Source organism: Ruegeria sp. CDSB136 (genome assembly GCF_059610965.1).
In genome coordinates, this window is the sequence record NZ_JBXWOP010000004.1 from 126,232 (window position 1) to 143,952 (window position 17,721).

Below are 17,721 nucleotides of genomic sequence, written 5' to 3' on the forward strand. Positions count from 1 at the left end.
TTGCCTCCACTTACCAGCGGCGTTCAAAGCGGCGGCGCAGGATGACCGCAATCGTGTTCATTGTGACGAGGAAGATCAACAGAATGATGATGCCCCCCCATGCGCGTTCGTAAAAGGCCGGGTCGGCGCGCTTGGACCATTCGTAGATCTGCGCCGGCATGGCCGAGTTCGGGGACAGGAAGCCCGCAACGATGCCGTCGGGCGGGTTCGAGGCGATAAAGCCCACCATTCCGATCAGCAACAGCGGAGCCGTTTCACCCAGCGCCTGCGCCAGACCAATGATGGTTCCGGTCAGAATACCGGGTGCGGCCAAGGGCAGAACATGGTGGAACACCGCCTGCATTTTCGAGGCCCCTACCCCAAGCGCTGCATCGCGGATCGACGGCGGCACGGCCTTCAGTGATGCTCGGGTCGATATGATGATCGTCGGCAAGGTCATCAGCGTCAGCACCAGACCGCCGACCAGCGGAGCGGACGTTGGCAGGTGCATGTAGTTGATGAACACGGCCAGACCCAGGATACCGAACACGATGGACGGAACGGCAGCAAGGTTCGAGATATTCACCTCGATAATATCGGTCAGCCGGTTCTGCGGTGCGAATTCCTCAAGATAGATCGAGGCTGCAACACCAATCGGCAATGCCAGCGCCAGCACGACGAACATCATGAACAGCGAACCCAGCATTGAGACGCCGATCCCTGCCGCCTCGGGCCGTTGGTCGGACGCATCAGCACCAAGGATGAAGTCGGGGTTGAACGCCTTGTACAGAACACCGGCATCCCGCAACTGGTCAACGAAATCAAGTTGTTCGACCGAGATGCTCTTGTCGTTGGCAATCGAGTCGCGGGTTACTCGATCTTTCATGTAACCATCAACGCGGCTGTTGGTCAGAAACCGGAAGCTGACCGTATTGCCGATCTCATCAGGATTGGCGATGACGTAGTTCCGCAATTCCGCCTGCGCAGCTTTGGACAGGATACCGCCCATCTGTTTAGGTGTCAGTTCAGTCTGGATGCCCAGTTTTGCAACTTCGGATTCCAGCGCAGACGCGATCAGAGGCGCATAACCAAAGGTCGACACCTTCTTGATGTCCTCAATATTGCGGTTGCCCTTCTTGTCCAACTTGTCGGCCTTCAGGTCGACATCCAGCTCAAGATAGGTTTGCTGAAATGCCCCGGTGCCGGCGGTTACGATATTCGTAACCAGAACGACCAGCATCAGCAGCCCGATACCGATGGCGGCGATACCGTACATCTTGAACCGGCTTTCAGCCGCATTGCGCCGCTTGGTGCGCGCGTCCTTTTCGAACAGCGATCCGCCCTTGGTTTTCGCGGTCGGAGCAGCGCCAGGTGTTTGGGAAATATCGGTCATTCGTACTGCTCCCGGTATTTGCGTACGATGTAGAGGGCGAGGATATTCAGGCCCAGCGTGATCACAAAGAGTGTCAGACCCAGCGCGAACGCGACCAGCGTTTCAGGGCTGGCAAAGTCGGTATCACCTGTCAACTGGCTGACGATCCGCGTGGTGATGGTGGTCATCGCTTCGAATGGGTTGCCCGAGAACTTTGCAATCGCACCAGCGGCCATCACAACGATCATCGTTTCACCAATCGCACGGCTGGCGGCCAGCAGAATTGCCCCGACGATGCCCGGCAGCGCTGCGGGCAGGATCACATTTCGCACGGTTTCCGAATGCGTGGCCCCAAGGCCGAGAGAACCGTCACGCATGGATTGCGGTACAGCGTTGATGATGTCGTCCGACAGCGAGGACACGAACGGAATCAGCATGATCCCCATCACCAGACCGGCCGTCAGAACCGCGTTGGAACTGGCCATCCAGCCCACCCCCAAAGCGCCACCATCACCAAAAAGGGAAACAAGCGCGGGACCAACCGTCAGCAAGGCAAACAAACCGTAAACGATGGTCGGGATACCGGCCAGAATTTCGAGCAGAGGTTTGGCAATCGACCGGGTCGCACCGGATGCATATTCCGACAGGTAAATTGCGGCGAACAGACCGATCGGCACAGCAACCAGCAGCGCAATCAGCGAGATGTATAGCGTGCCCCAGAGCAGCGGCAGAATCGACAGCTCACTTCCGCCACGGAAGTTGGGGGCCCAGGTGGTTCCCAGGAAAAAGTCTTTCCAGGAATGCAGCTGGAAGAAGTTCATGGTCTCGAACAACATCGACAGAACGATGCCGACGGTTGTCAGGATTGCAATCGACGCGGCGAGCAGCAACAGCGCCAGAACCCCCTGCTCGACCACATTGCGAGCCCGGAAATCCTTGTGCGTTCTGATATAGGCAAAAGCGGCACCAAACAGAGCAATCGCCAGTACGACGACCTGCATTGCCACCTTCCCGGTTGACGTCATGCTGCGATACTTCTGCGCTGCCACCAAAATTGGCTGTGTGATGTCTTGCGTCAGAACCTGGCCGGACTCTTTCAGCGTTTTGGTCAGGGTTTCGATATCGGCACTGCCATCCCGGGCCTGCGCCTCAGCCATCGCGCCACTGGCCACAGCGCCATCCAGTCCATATGCGACCCGGCGGACCTCGCTCATGACCAAGCCGCGATCCGAACCCTCGGGGATCGCTTGATCAGGAATAAGGCCGGAAACAGTGCTGTTCACGATCATCGGCTGCACCAGAAGCCAGATGATCAGCACACCCAATGCCGGAACCAAAGCTGTCAGAGCAACGTTGTAGCCATAGTATGATGGCAGAGAATGCAAATCACGGGCCTCTCCAGCCGCGCTCGCCAATGCACGGGACCGGCCCGCGAAAAATCCAATCACTGCCAGTGCAAGCAGGATAACCAACAGCCAGGATAGCGCCATGAGAACTCCGTAAGGATGGCAGAGTAGGAGTCAAAAGGAACCGGGACGCGAAGAAAACGCCCCGGTTCCGTTCATATGAATATTTAGGAACCGCCGCCCAGAACAGTTTCGTTGGCTACGGTTTCCTGTACCTTGACCAGCTCGGGGTCGGATACCAGGCCGTATTCTGCCAGTGGGCCATCGGGGCCTGCGATCTCGTCAGCGACGAAGAACTCGGCATATTCTTTCAGGCCGGGGATCACGCCGATATGGGCCTTCTTCACGTAGAAGAAAAGCGGGCGCGAAACAGGGTATTCGCCAGATGCGATCGACTCAGTCGAAGGAACGATGCCGGACATAGTCGCGACCTGCAGCTTGTCGGTGTTGTTCTCATAGAACGCCAGACCAAAGACGCCGATGCCGTCCTTGTTGCTTTCGATACGGGCCAGAGTTTCGGTGTAGTCGCCGTCGATGTCGACCGAAACGCCGTCGGTACGCAGCGCGATACAGGCTTTTTCAGCTGCTTTCTTGTCGTCGCCGTTGGCAGCCTTGTAAACGTCAAAGTCGCCCAGATGCTCACAACCGGCCAGGATCACCTTGTCTTCGAACACTTCACGGGTGCCGTGCTTGGTGCCCGGGATGAAGGCTGCGATCGGCTGTGCCGGGAAGTTAGGGTTCACGTCGGCCCAGGTTTTGTTCGGGTTGTCGACCAGTTCGCCGTCGACGACGATTTGAGCGGACAGGGCTCTGTACCAGTCTTCCGGCGTGAACTCGAACGAGTTGCCGTTGATGTCGGATGCGAAAACGATGCCGTCATAACCGATCTGAACTTCGATGATGTCCGTCACGCCGTTCTCAGCGCAGGCTTTGATCTCTTTTTCGCGGATGGCACGCGAAGCGTTCGCAACGTCGATGGTGTTTTCGCCTACACCTTCACAAAAACGCTTCAGACCCGCCGAGGAACCGCCCGATTCAACAACCGGTGTCGGGAAGTCAAAGTTTTCACCGAAGGCTTCAGCAACGATCGAAGCGTAAGGCAGCACGGTTGACGAACCGGCAACCTGTACCTGATCACGCGCAGCAGCAGTAGTCGCCGAAACGGCCGCGATGGCCAGTGCAGAAGCCGACAGTTTTACAAAGGACATTTCAGTCTCCTTGACAAAGATATGTAGTGATCATCCCCATGATGATCTTGGGCGAACCTCTAAGAGGCGCGCGTAAGCCTTTTGTGACAGGTGTGTAACAGTTTCATGACAAGCCGGAGGAAAGTTGCATAACTTTGCGCAAAGCTGTCATGCCGTCGACGCAAGGCTTCCGTGAGCAGGTTTCAGGTTTCGCTGTGCCCGACGGGAAGGATCACAGTGAACGTTGTGCCCTGCCCCAATTCGCTTTCCACGCGCAACCGGCCGCGATGCCGGTTGACGATGTGTTTTACAATCGCCAGCCCAAGTCCCGTCCCCCCCAACTGACGTGACCGGTGGCTGTCGGCCCGATAAAACCGTTCCGTAAGCCGGGGCAAATGTACTGAGTCGATACCTGGCCCCTTGTCCGCCACCTGAACACGCACAGAAGGGCCACGTACGGTCGCGTCACGCTCCAAAAGCTCAAGCGTGACATCAACGACGCCGCCGCTGCTGCCGTATTTGATGGCGTTCTCGATAAGGTTGGTGAAGACCTGACGCAGTTGATCGGCATCACCCGGCAGCGACACGGAATCTGGCGGCGCGTTCAGAGACAAAGCGACTTGCACATCCTCTGCAAGCGGGCGCAGCGTGTTTATCGTTGATTGCAACAGCCCCGTCAGGTCCACTGCTTCCTTTGGCCGGATACGTTCCTCGCTCTCGACCCGGTTTAGTGACAACAGATCGCCCACCAGACGGTTCATCCGGTTCGCCTCATCCATCATGATCTGCAGGAACCGGTCACGCGCGGCCTCATCCTTTCGGGCCGGGCCACGCAGTGTTTCAATGAACCCCATCAAGGCGGTCAAGGGGGTGCGCAACTCGTGACTGACATTGGCTACAAAGTCCCGCCGCATCTGGCTTGCCTGTTCCAGATGGCTCACGTCCTGAAAGATGGCCAAAACTGCCCCGCCCGAAACGGCACCGACCCCGTTTACGTATCTGCACTGGACCTCGAACGTGGTGTCCTGTGCACCGTCGTTGGACAGGTGTTTTGTCTTTGCGGCCCCTTTCGTGCTCAGGCTTTGCTCCATCGCTTCGATAACCTGAGGCTGCCGCAGGATGGTTGCGAAATGCCGGCCATGAATGTTGCGGCCCAACAGAGTTATGGCATCAGTGTTGGCGGCAACGATCCGCTCTGTCTGGTCGACCATCAATGCTGGCATGGGAATGGCCGAAACAAATTCGTTTAGCTGATTTTCTGCCATTGCTGCAGCCTTTCTACTTGTCTCGTCAAAAGGCCTATGAAATCGGCTTCAGGGATTCACGAAATCTCCGCATATTTTCCTGATAGTGCTGCGCGCTGAGTGTAAGCCGCTGCGCCGTCGCCTCATCCACCTGGCGCACGACCTTTCCGGGCGATCCCATGACCAGGGAATTGTCCGGAATCTCCTTGTTTTCGGTGATCAGCGCCCCGGCCCCGATCAGGCAGTTCTTGCCGATCCTGGCCCCGTTCAGAACGATGGCACCCATCCCGATCAAGGTATTCTCACCGATTGTGCAGCCGTGCAGCATGACCTTGTGGCCAATGGTGCAATTGGCCCCTATGGTCAGCGGGAAACCGGCGTCGATATGCAAGACGCAGTTTTCCTGCACATTGCTGCCCGCACCTACGCGAATTTCCTCGTGATCGGCGCGGATGGTGCAGCCGAACCAGACCGAGGCGCCTTGCTCCAGCACGACCTTCCCAATCAAATTGGCGTCGGGCGCAACCCAGGTATCCTTGTGAAGTTGCGGTTTGTGTTCGCCCAGTGCGTAGATGGTCATGACAAACCCTCGAACTCACTTTGCAATGTCCGCACATGATCCTGCAACGCGGGTTGCTGAATGCGGCGCATTCGCTCGGCGCTGACGATGGTTTTCAGCTTTTCTTCGGTTGCATTCAGATCGTCATTGATCAGCACGTAATCGTAATACCCCCAATGGCTGATTTCGTCCCAGCTTTTGAGCATCCGTTTGGCGATCACTTCTTCACTGTCTTGCCCCCGGCTTTCCAACCTGCGTCGCAATTCCGGAATCGAAGGCGGAAGAATAAAGATCGAAAGCGCATGTTTGCCCAGATCCGAGTTCCGGATCTGCACCTCACCCTGCCAGTCGACATCGAACAGGACATCCTTGCCACTGTTGATCGACTCGCGAACCGGACCTGCGGGAGAACCATAGAAGTTTCCGAAAACATGCGCGTGTTCCAGCATCTGACCGTCTGAAACCTGCTGACGGAACGTGTCTTCGCTTAGAAAATAGTAATCGCGCCCGTGTTCTTCGCCCGGTCGCGGCGCGCGGGTTGTTGCCGAAACTGAAAACTCCAGCTCTGTGTCCCAACTCATCAACCGTTTGGCCAGCGTGGATTTGCCCGCGCCCGATGGCGAGGACAAAATGATAAGAAGGCCTCGTCTATCCGCCATATCCTTACGCTCCGATCTTATTCCACGTTTTGCACTTGTTCGCGCATCTGATCTATCACAGCCTTAAGTTCCAGACCTACGGCAGTAAGCTCCGCGCTTTGCGCCTTGGAACACAAGGTGTTGGCCTCGCGATTGAATTCCTGCATCAGGAAGTCCAGCTTGCGTCCTACCGCCCCGTCCTGCGCCAGCAAAGTGCGGGCGGCGGTCACGTGAGCACCCAGTCTGTCAATCTCTTCGGTGATGTCCGCCTTAACGGCGATCAGCGCAAGCTCTTGCGCGACGCGGTCCGGGTCCGCACCCTGAGCGTTGTCCAGAACGCGGGCCAGGTTCTCCTTCAACGCCTCGGCAGCCTTGCCTTTGCGCTTTTCGGCCAACTCAGCCGCCTGATCTGTCAGCGCCGCGACCTGATCCAGTTGCCCGTCAAGTATACCGGCCAATGCTTTTCCCTCGGCTCGCCGCATGTCGATAAAGGCGCCCAGAAGTGCAGGAAATTCAGACTGAAGATGTGCGACCAAAGGCGCGGCATCGTCCGTATCATTGCCCGCTTCCATCATGCCTTTCAACGCAAGCAAATCTGCGGCACAGGATGGCGCAAGCGTCAAGCCCCGCTCTGCAGCCATGTTTTCTGTTCGAGCCAGCGCATCCAATGCCGATTCCATCGCGGTTTCATTCAGCACAAGATCTGGTGCCGTTTCTTCGCAGCTCAGCCGCAACGACAAAGTCACATTGCCGCGGCTAAGAGATTTGGACAGTTCTCCCCGCAAGGCGGCTTCCAATCCGGTCAGCCAATCCGGCAGACGCAGGCGCATGTCCAGACCCTTGCCATTCACGCTGCGGAGCTCCCACGTCCAGCTATGCGGCCCGAAAGCCCCCTTACTCGAGGCAAATCCGGTCATGGATCTGATCATGCCTGCCCTTTCTGTCGATGCCATTTCCTGCGTGCTTGCCGCACCTAATGCCATAGACCGCCACAGGGCAAGACCTTGCTGTGATTGCGTGAACTCCCGGAAGTTAACCATTCATTAAAGAATTCCTCCAAAATTGAGTTAACCCGTGCCAATCTTCCTTTAATGGTTGTTGGAACGCCTATGGCCGTAATGCGTAGCATTTTATGAAAATGGCGTTTGATTGGTACGGGGTGACGAAAGTGAAATCTCTTTTCGGGAATGGTTCCGGGTCCAAATTTGGAAAGATCGTTGCAATGGATCGTTTTGACAGTGGGCGCAGTCTTACTCCGATCCGTCAGGCCGAAGCCTACTGGACGGCTCTTTTAACCGGTGACGGCGTTCCGATGCGGTCACAGATCGACCCGCGCGGGCTTGAGAACATTCTGGAATACACCTTTGTTCTTGAACGTATCGCCACAGGTCTGGCGCGGTTCCGCCTTGCAGGCAGCCATCAGACCAAACTGGCTGGCATGGAAGTCCGCGGCATGCCCCTGACTGCATTCTTCGAGGCCTCTGCGAGGCGGCAGATTACCGAAGTTCTGGAACGGGTTTTTTCGGAACCCGCGCTGGCAGAGATGGACCTGATCTCAAAAGGACGTTTGGGCAGCGCGCGTTTGCAGGCACGCATGATCCTTTTGCCACTGAGAAGCGATCTGGGCGATGTCAGCCGGATACTGGGCGTGATGGTCAGCGACGGCACCATTGGTGCCACACCCAGACGTTTTGCGATCAAGGAAAGTCGGATCCGCGCTGTTTCCGAAATCCAAGCCCCCCAAAACGTACAGAAACAATTGGCCGAGGGGTTTGCCGAGAAACAAGAAGGGTTCAAACACCCCGCCTCTCATTTGCGGCTTGTCGTTTCGCGAAAGGATTGAACTAATCCGATCAAATGAAAACGGCGGGCACCATGGCCCACCGTTCTGCTTTTCTGGGAAGCACTATCAGCTGGCTTCGCGCTTAACGCGGTCGCGGCGGAGGTTGGTCAGTTCCTCAGCGACCAGAAACGCCAGCTCCAGCGACTGGGACGCGTTCAGGCGTGGGTCGCAGGCGGTATGATAGCGATCCGACAGGTCTTCTTCGGTCACGGCCCGCACGCCACCGGTGCATTCGGTCACGTCCAAACCTGTCATCTCGAAATGAACGCCGCCGGGGATGGTGCCCTCGGCCTGATGCACACCGAAGAAGTCGCGCACTTCGCGCAGGACCGAGTCGAACGGGCGGGTCTTGTAGCCCGTGGCCGACTTGATCGTATTGCCGTGCATCGGATCGCAGACCCAGGTCACCTTGGCGCCCTCTTCCTTGACGGCCTTGACCAGGCGCGGCAGATGCTCGCCCGCGTTACCCGCACCAAAGCGTGCAATCAGGGTCAGGCGGCCTTCTTCATTCTCCGGGTTCAGCTTCGACATCAGAACCTTGAGGTCTTCGGCCGTTGTGGTCGGGCCGCATTTCAACCCGATCGGATTCTGAACGCCACGGCAGAACTCGACATGCGCACCGTCAGGCTGACGGGTGCGGTCGCCGATCCAGATCATGTGCCCGGAGCCAGCCAGCCAGTTGCCGGACGTGGAATCAAGACGCGTCAGGGCCTCTTCATATTCCAGCAGCAGCCCTTCGTGGCTGGTGTAGAACTCAACCGTCGAAAACTCATGCGTTGTATCCGCCGTGATCCCGGCTGCGCCCATGAAATCGATGGTGTCCTGAATACGATCCGCGATCTCGGAATATTTCTGGACATCCTGTTTGTCGGTGAAGCCCAGAGTCCAGGAATGGACACGGCTCATGTCCGCGAATCCACCGGTCGAAAATGCGCGCAACAGGTTCAGCGTGGCCGCCGCCTGCGTGTAGGCCTGAAGCATCTTGTCCGGATTCGGAATCCGCGCCTCGGGCGTGAAGGCCAGTTCATTGATGATGTCACCACGGTAGCTAGGCAGTTCGACGCCATTCACCACCTCGGTCGGGGCGCTGCGCGGCTTGGCGAACTGGCCGGCCATGCGGCCGACCTTGACCACCGGCACCTTGGCGCCATAGGTCAGCACCATCGCCATCTGCAGCATCACCTTGAAGGTGTCGCGGATCGCGTCCGCGCTGAATTGTTCAAAACTTTCAGCACAATCCCCGCCCTGCAGCAGGAAGGCTTCGCCGCGACCGGCGGCACCCAGATGTTGCTTGAGACGCCGCGCTTCACCGGCAAAAACCAGCGGGGGATACTGTGAAAGCTGGTCCTCGACCTTGGCCAGGGCGGCCGCGTCGGTATAGTCTGGCATCTGAACCCGTGGCTTGTTGCGCCAGTCCGTTTTTTGCCATTCTGTCATAGCTTTGATCTCCGCTGAAGTAGTCAGGTCGCCTCTATACAAAATGTATTGAAGAGTGACCATATCCCATTTGCGCCCCTTGACGCCGCAAACAAGCTTTGGTCATGGTGACTGATAAAGCTGACGCCGGGAAAACGATCACCCGGCGCCGAATCAAGGACATCACGCCATGAAAGAGCAACGCCAAGTTGTCACGGTGCCAGACACTGCGTCCAATCCGCAAAACTTCGTTTTCGTTTTGCTGGACAAATTCTCACTTTTGTCCTTTGCGTCCGCGCTGGACAGCCTGCGGATCGCCAACCGCATGGCCGGTCGCCAGCTTTATACGTGGTCACTGGTGGGCGAAGGCGGTGACACCGTCAGTTGTTCCGCCGGAACAACCTTCAAACTGGACGCCGATATGATCGAACTGCGGCGCGACGAGGTTGTCCTGATTTGCGGCGGTGTCGATGTTCAGACCGCAACCACGAAAAAAGTGCTGAACTGGTTGCGTCGTGAGGCGCGCCGAGGGCTCAAGGTGGGCGGGCTGTGTACAGCGGCTTACACGATGGCAAAGGCCGGTCTTCTGGACGGAAAACGGGCGACGATCCACTGGGAAAACTCCGACAGTTTCATCGAGGAGTTCGATGAAGTGGAACTGACCAAATCGGTGTTCCTGATCGACGGCAATCGAATGACGACCGCAGGCGGCACTTCGTCCATCGACCTGATGCTCAAGCTGATCGCAGATGAATTCGGTGAGGATCTGGCAAACGCCGTGGCCGACCAGATGATCTATTCATCGATCCGCACAGATCAGGATACGCAGCGGCTGTCGACCCCGACACGGATCGGTGTGCGGCATCCCAAGCTGAGTCAGGTCATTCTGATGATGGAAAAGAACATCGAAGAGCCGATTTCGCCTTCGATTCTGGCGAAAGAAGTCGGCATGTCGACCCGCCAGCTGGAGCGTTTGTTCCGTCGCTACCTGAGCCGATCACCCAAGCGGTATTATATGGAACTGCGTCTTCACAAGGCCCGCAACCTGCTGATGCAGACGGATATGAGCGTCATCAACGTGGCACTCGCCTGCGGCTTTGCCAGCCCTTCGCATTTCTCGAAATGCTACCGGGCGCATTACAACACGACCCCTTATCGTGAGCGCGGAACGCAAAGCGGGCGGTTGTCGGTCTAAGGACCGCGCGGTTGGCGCTCTCAGCGTGACATCCTGTAGACCGCGCCCTGCCCTACGGAAATGAACCAAATTGCCCCATCGGGACCTTCGACAATGTCCCGCACACGCTCGGTCATGGGGCCTTTGATTTGTTCCACCTCGCGCAGCGGAGAACCTGCCAACCGCGCGATATAGTCAAACTTGAGCGACCCGACAAAGATATCCCCCTTCCACTTGGGCACCATTTTGCCGGAATAGACCAGCAATCCCGAAGGGGCGATGGAGGGGTCCCAGTAATGTTCGGGCTGCTTCATGCCCGGCTTTGACGTGCCTTCACCGATCTTCTGACCGGAATAGTGCACACCGTACGAGATAACCGGCCAACCGTAATTGGCGCCGGGCTGGACCAGATTGACCTCGTCACCACCCTTGGCCCCATGTTCCGACACCCACAAACGGCCCCGGGCGTCCAGCCCTGCGCCCTGCGGGTTTCGATGGCCATAAGACCAGATTTCAGGCCGTATAGCGGATTGACCCACGAAGGGATTGTCTGCGGGAACCGAGCCATCGCGGTTGATCCGAATGACCGTTCCAAGATGATTGGACCTGTCCTGGCCCGCAGGACGGTCCCCACGCTCGCCCAGTGTCACGAACAATCTGCCATCCGTTGCTTCGACCACGCGCGAGCCGAAATGGCGGCCACCTGATCCGCCTGGAATAGCCTCGAAAATGACGCGGGCATTGGTGAGGTTTTTTCCGTCTTCCGCAAGGCGCGCCACCGCGACTGCAGTGCCGGCACCACCCTGTTGAGCTTTGGAGAAGGTAAGAAATATCTCTCTGCTACGCGCGAAATCACTGGCGATTGTGACATCCAGCAAACCGCCCTGCCCCGATGCGACCACGGCAGGCACGCCCGAGACCAGATGTTTTCCGTCCCCGTCGAAGTACAAAAGATCGCCGTCTCGCTCCGTCACAAGAAATATGTCGTCGGAGATTATCCCGATCGCCCACGGCGTATCCAGCCCGGTGGCCATTTCCTCGACACTTACCGGGCCTTGCGAGGTTTGCAGTTCATCCGCCCATGCGGTCACAGCAATCCCCAGCATCGAAAGAATCGCGCAAACCCTGATCATCATTACCCTCCTGCTTTGGCCAGACGCCCAAGTTTTGGTTAAACCCAACAAAACAAATAGAGTTAGGACAAGCAAAAGCACTTTTTCGTTAGGACTTCCCTTTTTCGCATTGCTTGCCTAGGGTCATGGCCGGACGTTAACGTTCCAATATGGGAGTAACCTTATGAAAAAGCTGCTAACAGCAACTGCAGCAACCGCTTTGCTGGCCGGCACCGCCATGGCCGAAGATGTCAAACTTGGCATCCTGTTTGGCTTCACCGGCCCGATTGAATCTCTGGCACCGGCGATGGGGTCCGGCGCAGAAATGGCGATGGCCGAAGTCACGGAATCCGGCAAACTTCTGGATGGCGCAACCGTCACCGGAACCCGGGCCGATACCGGCTGCATCGACAACGGTCTGGCCACCTCGAACGGCGAACGCATGATTGCCGATGGCGTTGCCGGCATCATCGGCGGCGACTGCTCGGGCGTGACCGGCGCGATCCTGCAGAACGTCGCAATCCCGAACGGCATGGTCATGATCTCGCCGTCGGCAACGTCGCCCGGTTTGTCGACCATGGAAGACAACGGCCTGTTCTTCCGCACCGCCCCTTCGGATGCGCGCGAAGGTCAGGTGATGGCAGACATTCTGAAAGACCGCGGCATCAACTCGATCGCTCTGACTTACACCAACAACGACTACGGCAAGGGTCTGGCGGACGCGATCCAGACTTCGTTCGAAGCAGCTGGCGGTGAAATCACCATAGTTGCGGCGCACGAAGACGGTAAAGCCGACTATTCGGCCGAAGTTGGCGCTCTGGCGTCAGCAGGTGGCGATATTCTGGTGGTTGCCGGTTATCTGGACCAGGGCGGTCTGGGCATCATCCAGTCGGCACTGGACAGCGGTGCATTCGACACATTCGGCCTGCCAGGCGGCATGATCGGTGACTCGCTGCCCGCAAATGTCGGACCAGACCTGAACGGCTCGTTCGGTCAGATCGCCGGTTCGGGTGGTGAAGGTGCCGAGAAGTACTTTGCCATGGCCGAGGCCGGTGGCTTCGACGGCTCGTCGCCTTATTCGCCTGAATCCTATGACGCCGCCGCGTTGTTCATGCTGGCCATGCAGGCCGCAGGGTCGACCAACCCGGCGGACTACGGCGCCAAGATCATGGACGTCGCCAACGCTCCGGGTGAAAAGATCTATCCGGGTGAACTGGCCAAGGGTCTGGAACTGCTGGCCGCAGGTCAGGACATCGACTATGTCGGCGCTTCGGGCGTGGAACTGATCGGCCCCGGCGAGAGCGCTGGTTCTTACCGCGAGATCGAAGTGACCGACGGCGAAAACAAAACAGTCAACTTCCGTTGACGCCTCAGCACAAGTTATAAATCGAGCAGCCCGGGCCTTGTGTCCGGGCTGTTTCAATGACAAAAGACCGCACCTCTTCTCTGGGGATGGGACAACAAGAACGCCGAACAGGGCGGCAAGGGGATAATATGATCGTCGTCGAAGACGTGCATAAGCATTTCGGCGGGTTTCATGCGGTGGATGGGGCATCGCTGGAAATCCAAAAGGGTTCAATCACCGGTCTGATCGGGCCGAACGGGGCCGGAAAAACCACTCTGTTCAACGTGATCGCCGGGGTACTGCCCCCCACAAGCGGAAAAGTGTTCATGGACGGCGAGGACATCACGGGCCTGCCTCCGCATGAGCTGTTTCACAAGGGCTTGCTGCGCACCTTCCAGATCGCGCACGAATTCTCATCGATGAGCTGCCGCGAAAACCTGATGATGGTTCCCGGTGCCCAATCAGGGGAATCGCTGTGGAACACGTGGTTCGGCCGCAAACGCATCGCAGATGAGGAACGCGCTTTGCGCGCGAAAGCCGACGAGGTTCTGGAGTTCCTGACCATCGAACATCTGGCCGATCACAAGGCGGGTCAGGTCTCTGGCGGTCAGAAGAAACTGCTGGAACTGGGGCGCACCATGATGGTCGACGCCAAGATCGTGTTCCTGGACGAGGTCGGCGCGGGCGTGAACCGCACCCTGCTGATGACCATCGCTGACACGATCCTGCGTCTGAACAAAGAGCGCGGCTATACGTTTGTCGTCATCGAGCATGACATGGATTTCATTGGCAAGATCTGTGACCCGGTCATCTGCATGGCCGAGGGCAAGGTGCTGGCCGAAGGTACGCTGGACGAAATCAAGGCCAATGAGCACGTGATCGAAGCCTATCTGGGCACCGGTTTGAAAAACAAGGACAAGCTGGAGGCCCAAACATGACCGCTGGCACGAGCGACAATCCCTATCAGGATGACCACGGCAACAAGGACGCCTCGATCACCAACACCCGCGGTGCCGGCACCATGACGCCTGCACACAGTAAAAGCGGCGAAACCCACAGGGTCGAAGGTGGTCCCTTTCTGATCGGCGACACGATGACGGGCGGCTACGGCAAGGGCCCGGATATTCTGCATGACTGCACCATCGCCGTCGACAAGGGCGAAATCGCCGTGATCGTTGGCCCGAACGGCGCTGGCAAATCGACCGCGATGAAGGCCGTTTTCGGAATGCTGGACGTCCGGTCCGGTTCGGTGCGACTGGACGGCGAGGACATCACCAACCTCACTCCGCAGGACCGTGTGATCCGGGGGATGGGGTTTGTGCCGCAGACCTCGAACATCTTCACTTCCATGACGGTGGAAGAGAACCTTGAGATGGGTGCCTTCATCCGCCGCGACGACATCAGCCAAACGATGGAGCAAGTTTATGACCTGTTCCCCATCCTGCGCGACAAACGCAATCAGGCCGCCGGAGAGCTGTCAGGCGGCCAACGTCAACAGGTCGCCGTGGGCCGCGCGCTGATGACCCAACCCAAGGTGCTGATGCTGGACGAACCAACCGCCGGTGTCTCGCCCATCGTGATGGATGAGTTGTTTGACCGGATCATTGAGGTCTCGCGAACCGGCCTGCCGATCCTGATGGTGGAACAGAACGCCCGTCAGGCGCTTGAAATCGCAGACAAGGGTTATGTGCTGGTTCAGGGGCGGAATGCCTATACTGGCACGGGCAAGGAACTGCTGGCCGATCCGGAAGTTCGCAAGAGTTTTTTGGGGGGGTGAGAATGCGACGACTACACTCCGCTGCCATCGCCAATCTGCTAGCACTACAGTCTTTGAAAGCTCAGACAACATCGATCTCGGAGAATGGATCTTCAGTCCGTTCTCGTAACACCTCTACCGTCGGAGAGTTCGTAATCTCCCAATGGCATGGAAAATGCTCGTCATTCGGAGGAGCAAATTAATGGACTTCCTCAACGCCTTTGTGGCGCTCTCCAACTTCGTCCTTGTTCCCGCAATCGCCTATGGCAGCCAGTTGGCGCTGGGCGCGTTGGGGGTGACGCTGATCTATGGCATCCTGCGGTTCTCGAACTTTGCCCACGGCGACACGATGGCCTTTGGCGCGATGATCGCCGTGCTGGTCACTTGGGGCCTGCAGGCCGCCGGGGTCAGTTTCGGGCCGCTGCCGACCGCCTTGTTAGCCCTGCCCTTTGCCATTCTGGGCTGTATCGTTCTGGTACTGATCACGGACAGGCTGGTCTATCGGTTCTATAGGGAACAAAAGGCCAAGCCGGTCATTCTGGTGATCGTATCGATGGGCGTGATGTTCATCATGAACGGGCTTGTGCGGTTCATCATCGGGCCGGATGACCAAAGGTTCTCGGACGGCGCGAGGTTCATTGTTTCGGCGCGGGATTTCAAGGCGATGACCGGCCTGCAAGAAGGGCTGGCGATCAAGACCTCTCAGGGCATTACCGTGATCGTGGCGGTTGTTGCCGTGGCGCTGCTGTTCTGGTTCCTGAACAAGACCCGCACCGGTAAATCGATGCGGGCCTATTCGGACAACGAGGATCTGGCTTTGCTGTCAGGCATCAACCCCGAACGTGTTGTGATGATCACCTGGATCATCGTGGCTGCGCTGGCAACCACGGCCGGTGTGCTTTACGGCCTCGACAAAAGCTTCAAGCCCTTTGTCTATTTCCAGCTTCTGCTGCCGATCTTTGCCTCGGCCATTGTAGGCGGGCTTGGCAACCCTCTGGGCGCCATCGCGGGCGGGTTCATCATCGCGTTTTCCGAAGTGACGATCACTTACGCGTGGAAAAAGGTACTGACCTATCTGGCGCCGGAAAGTCTGGAGCCGTCAGGCTTGGTCCAGTTCCTGTCCACCGATTACAAATTCGCCGTCAGCTTTGCGATCCTGCTGATTGTGCTGCTGTTTAAGCCCACGGGTCTGTTCAAGGGGAAAGTGATATGAGCGAGCCCGTCAAAAACACACTGCTATTTGTTGTCGTTGGCGCTCTGATCCTGCTGACCGGGTTCACGCAAAGCTGGAACGCGGCGATCCTGATCCTGAACATGGGCCTGATCTCGGCCATCATGTCCATTGGGGTGAACCTGCAATGGGGCTTTGCGGGCCTCTTCAATGTCGGCGTCATGGGCTTTGTCGCGCTGGGGGGGCTGGCTGTTGTGCTGGTTTCGACCGCGCCAACGCCGGGAGCCTGGTCCGGTGGTGGCTTTGGTGTGATCCTCGCGCTGTTGCTGGGGGCCGCAACCGTCGTTGCGGCCGTGATGGTTGCGCAGAAGATGCCCAAGGGGCGCACACAGACCCTGGCAATCATTGGTATTCTGGTCGTTGGTTTCTTTATCTACCGCGCCATCTTCGATCCCAACGTTGCCGCAATCGAGGCGATTGACCCTGCCGTTGCAGGCAATATCGGCGGTCTGAACTTGCCCGTGCTGCTGGCCTGGCCTGCTGGTGGACTGCTGGCCGCAGGTGCGGCTTGGCTGATCGGCAAGACCGCGCTGGGTTTGCGCTCGGACTATCTGGCAATTGCGACGCTCGGTATCGCCGAGATCATCATTGCGATCATGAAGAACGAGGACTGGCTGGCGCGTGGGGTCAAGAACGTCTACGGCATTCCCCGCCCTTCCCCTGTGGTCGGGTATGAGGTCGACCTACAAAATGACCCCGGCTTCGTTGCCCGTGCCGAATGGTTCGGACTGGACCCTGTGACGGCTTCAACACTGTCCGTTAAACTTGGCTATTCCTTGCTGTTCCTAATTGTCCTTTTGGTTCTGCTGTGGATGGCGCAGATGGCATTGAAAAGCCCGTGGGGTCGCATGATGCGCGCCATTCGCGACAACGAGGTCGCCGCCGAGGCGATGGGCAAAGACGTCACCCGCCGCCACCTGGAGATCTTCGTTCTGGGATCGGCCATTTGTGGCATAGCGGGCGCGATGATGACCACGCTGGACGGGCAACTGACGCCAGGCACCTACAACCCGCTGCGGTTCACCTTCCTTGTCTGGGTCATGGTGATCGTGGGCGGATCGGGCAACAACTTTGGCGCCGTCCTTGGTGCGTTCCTGATCTGGTTCCTTTGGGTTCAGGTAGAGCCCATCGGTCTGTGGCTGATGAATCTGATCACTGCGGGTATGCCTGACGGAAGTGCACTCAAAGCGCACCTGATCGACAGCGCCGCGCATATGCGGTTGTTTACCATGGGATTGATTCTATTGATTGTTCTTAGATTCAGCCCGCGTGGTTTGATCCCCGAAAAATAATTTCAAACTTCTTACAATTGAGTGAACCGCGCCGGCTGGCCGGCGCGGTTTGTTGCATCGATAGGAAAAACTGACTAGACGGGTATATCAGCCAGATGGTTTCTGGCTGTTGTTCGGCACTCACTCACACCTAAACCGCCGATCTGTAACGATTCTGTATGTTAACC

General features: G+C 57.7%; 16 protein-coding genes. 7 read left to right on the top strand and 9 right to left on the bottom strand.

The genetic code is table 11. The features are described 5' to 3' along the window. Positions 1–10 precede the first annotated feature (10 nt). The 7 genes from pstA to AC2FIR_RS06190 form a co-directional block, all read right to left on the bottom strand. Positions 11–1,372 carry a phosphate ABC transporter permease PstA gene (pstA, locus tag AC2FIR_RS06160; RefSeq protein ID WP_496744083.1) on the bottom strand — a complete coding sequence of 454 codons (1,362 nt, stop codon included), beginning with the start codon at positions 1,370–1,372 and terminating at the stop codon, positions 11–13. Next, on the bottom strand, positions 1,369–2,841 hold the full coding sequence (gene pstC / locus AC2FIR_RS06165) for a phosphate ABC transporter permease subunit PstC (RefSeq protein ID WP_496744081.1): 1,473 nt from the start codon (positions 2,839–2,841) through the stop codon (positions 1,369–1,371). The genes pstA and pstC overlap by 4 nt, the downstream gene beginning before the upstream one ends. Before the next feature lie 83 nt (positions 2,842–2,924). Next, positions 2,925–3,965 carry a substrate-binding domain-containing protein gene (locus tag AC2FIR_RS06170; RefSeq protein WP_170615027.1) on the bottom strand — a complete coding sequence of 347 codons (1,041 nt, stop codon included), beginning with the start codon at positions 3,963–3,965 and terminating at the stop codon, positions 2,925–2,927. A gap of 182 nt (positions 3,966–4,147) precedes the next feature. Further along, positions 4,148–5,209, bottom strand: coding sequence for a sensor histidine kinase (locus tag AC2FIR_RS06175; RefSeq protein ID WP_496744080.1), 1,062 nt, complete (start codon positions 5,207–5,209; stop codon positions 4,148–4,150). Between the two features lie 34 nt (positions 5,210–5,243). Then, on the bottom strand, positions 5,244–5,768 hold the full coding sequence (locus AC2FIR_RS06180; protein WP_496744079.1) for a gamma carbonic anhydrase family protein: 525 nt from the start codon (positions 5,766–5,768) through the stop codon (positions 5,244–5,246). Next, a complete protein-coding gene (gene gmk / locus AC2FIR_RS06185) occupies positions 5,765–6,406 on the bottom strand; it encodes a guanylate kinase (RefSeq protein WP_170615024.1) in 642 nt (213 codons plus the stop codon). Before gmk ends, AC2FIR_RS06180 begins: the two co-directional genes overlap by 4 nt. A gap of 17 nt (positions 6,407–6,423) precedes the next feature. Continuing rightward, a complete protein-coding gene (locus AC2FIR_RS06190; RefSeq protein WP_496744077.1) occupies positions 6,424–7,314 on the bottom strand; it encodes a YicC/YloC family endoribonuclease in 891 nt (296 codons plus the stop codon). 293 nt (positions 7,315–7,607) lie between these two features. Between AC2FIR_RS06190 and AC2FIR_RS06195 the strand changes: the two genes are divergently transcribed. Continuing rightward, a complete protein-coding gene (locus tag AC2FIR_RS06195) occupies positions 7,608–8,228 on the top strand; it encodes a PAS domain-containing protein (RefSeq protein WP_496744075.1) in 621 nt (206 codons plus the stop codon). A 66-nt stretch (positions 8,229–8,294) separates the two neighbouring features. Here the strand turns inward: AC2FIR_RS06195 and AC2FIR_RS06200 are convergent, their stop codons facing one another. Continuing rightward, positions 8,295–9,665, bottom strand: a complete 1,371-nt coding sequence (locus AC2FIR_RS06200) for a class II 3-deoxy-7-phosphoheptulonate synthase (RefSeq protein WP_496744073.1) — start codon at positions 9,663–9,665, stop codon at positions 8,295–8,297. A gap of 169 nt (positions 9,666–9,834) precedes the next feature. Here AC2FIR_RS06200 and AC2FIR_RS06205 point away from each other — a divergent pair, with 169 nt between their 5' ends. Further along, positions 9,835–10,839: a GlxA family transcriptional regulator gene (locus tag AC2FIR_RS06205; protein WP_496744072.1), complete on the top strand. Its 1,005-nt coding sequence runs from the start codon at positions 9,835–9,837 to the stop codon at positions 10,837–10,839. A 20-nt stretch (positions 10,840–10,859) separates the two neighbouring features. On the opposite strand, the gene AC2FIR_RS06210 is transcribed toward AC2FIR_RS06205, so the two are convergent. Beyond that, on the bottom strand, positions 10,860–11,951 hold the full coding sequence (locus tag AC2FIR_RS06210) for a PQQ-dependent sugar dehydrogenase (protein ID WP_496762079.1): 1,092 nt from the start codon (positions 11,949–11,951) through the stop codon (positions 10,860–10,862). A gap of 163 nt (positions 11,952–12,114) precedes the next feature. Here AC2FIR_RS06210 and AC2FIR_RS06215 point away from each other — a divergent pair, with 163 nt between their 5' ends. The 5 genes from AC2FIR_RS06215 to AC2FIR_RS06235 all read left to right on the top strand — a co-directional run bounded on the left by AC2FIR_RS06215 (position 12,115) and on the right by AC2FIR_RS06235 (position 17,554). Next, on the top strand, positions 12,115–13,296 hold the full coding sequence (locus AC2FIR_RS06215) for an ABC transporter substrate-binding protein (protein ID WP_170615018.1): 1,182 nt from the start codon (positions 12,115–12,117) through the stop codon (positions 13,294–13,296). A 128-nt stretch (positions 13,297–13,424) separates the two neighbouring features. Beyond that, positions 13,425–14,213: an ABC transporter ATP-binding protein gene (locus tag AC2FIR_RS06220; protein ID WP_480524111.1), complete on the top strand. Its 789-nt coding sequence runs from the start codon at positions 13,425–13,427 to the stop codon at positions 14,211–14,213. Further along, positions 14,210–15,052 (top strand): ABC transporter ATP-binding protein, encoded by an 843-nt coding sequence (locus tag AC2FIR_RS06225; protein WP_170806362.1) that lies wholly within the window; start codon positions 14,210–14,212, stop codon positions 15,050–15,052. The genes AC2FIR_RS06220 and AC2FIR_RS06225 overlap by 4 nt, the downstream gene beginning before the upstream one ends. A 181-nt stretch (positions 15,053–15,233) precedes the next feature. Next, the gene (locus AC2FIR_RS06230) at positions 15,234–16,244 is read left to right on the top strand and encodes a branched-chain amino acid ABC transporter permease (RefSeq protein ID WP_170615015.1); all 1,011 of its coding nucleotides are present in this window, start codon (positions 15,234–15,236) and stop codon (positions 16,242–16,244) included. Continuing rightward, positions 16,241–17,554, top strand: coding sequence for a branched-chain amino acid ABC transporter permease (locus AC2FIR_RS06235; RefSeq protein WP_496744069.1), 1,314 nt, complete (start codon positions 16,241–16,243; stop codon positions 17,552–17,554). The genes AC2FIR_RS06230 and AC2FIR_RS06235 overlap by 4 nt, the downstream gene beginning before the upstream one ends. Positions 17,555–17,721: the final 167 nt, after the last annotated feature.

What these genes read in the sequence shown, in the direction of transcription:
- AC2FIR_RS06180 (WP_496744079.1), bottom strand. Translation starts at nt 5,768, where the DNA reads ATGACCATCTACGCACTGGGCGAACACAAACCGCAACTTCACAAGGAT.
- AC2FIR_RS06215 (WP_170615018.1), top strand. Translation starts at nt 12,115, where the DNA reads ATGAAAAAGCTGCTAACAGCAACTGCAGCAACCGCTTTGCTGGCCGGC.
- gmk (WP_170615024.1), bottom strand. Translation starts at nt 6,406, where the DNA reads ATGGCGGATAGACGAGGCCTTCTTATCATTTTGTCCTCGCCATCGGGC.
- AC2FIR_RS06235 (WP_496744069.1), top strand. Translation starts at nt 16,241, where the DNA reads ATGAGCGAGCCCGTCAAAAACACACTGCTATTTGTTGTCGTTGGCGCT.
- AC2FIR_RS06195 (WP_496744075.1), top strand. Translation starts at nt 7,608, where the DNA reads ATGGATCGTTTTGACAGTGGGCGCAGTCTTACTCCGATCCGTCAGGCC.
- AC2FIR_RS06205 (WP_496744072.1), top strand. Translation starts at nt 9,835, where the DNA reads ATGAAAGAGCAACGCCAAGTTGTCACGGTGCCAGACACTGCGTCCAAT.
- AC2FIR_RS06190 (WP_496744077.1), bottom strand. Translation starts at nt 7,314, where the DNA reads ATGATCAGATCCATGACCGGATTTGCCTCGAGTAAGGGGGCTTTCGGG.
- AC2FIR_RS06210 (WP_496762079.1), bottom strand. Translation starts at nt 11,951, where the DNA reads ATGATCAGGGTTTGCGCGATTCTTTCGATGCTGGGGATTGCTGTGACC.
- AC2FIR_RS06225 (WP_170806362.1), top strand. Translation starts at nt 14,210, where the DNA reads ATGACCGCTGGCACGAGCGACAATCCCTATCAGGATGACCACGGCAAC.
- AC2FIR_RS06170 (WP_170615027.1), bottom strand. Translation starts at nt 3,965, where the DNA reads ATGTCCTTTGTAAAACTGTCGGCTTCTGCACTGGCCATCGCGGCCGTT.
- AC2FIR_RS06230 (WP_170615015.1), top strand. Translation starts at nt 15,234, where the DNA reads ATGGACTTCCTCAACGCCTTTGTGGCGCTCTCCAACTTCGTCCTTGTT.
- pstA (WP_496744083.1), bottom strand. Translation starts at nt 1,372, where the DNA reads ATGACCGATATTTCCCAAACACCTGGCGCTGCTCCGACCGCGAAAACC.
- pstC (WP_496744081.1), bottom strand. Translation starts at nt 2,841, where the DNA reads ATGGCGCTATCCTGGCTGTTGGTTATCCTGCTTGCACTGGCAGTGATT.
- AC2FIR_RS06175 (WP_496744080.1), bottom strand. Translation starts at nt 5,209, where the DNA reads ATGGCAGAAAATCAGCTAAACGAATTTGTTTCGGCCATTCCCATGCCA.
- AC2FIR_RS06200 (WP_496744073.1), bottom strand. Translation starts at nt 9,665, where the DNA reads ATGACAGAATGGCAAAAAACGGACTGGCGCAACAAGCCACGGGTTCAG.
- AC2FIR_RS06220 (WP_480524111.1), top strand. Translation starts at nt 13,425, where the DNA reads ATGATCGTCGTCGAAGACGTGCATAAGCATTTCGGCGGGTTTCATGCG.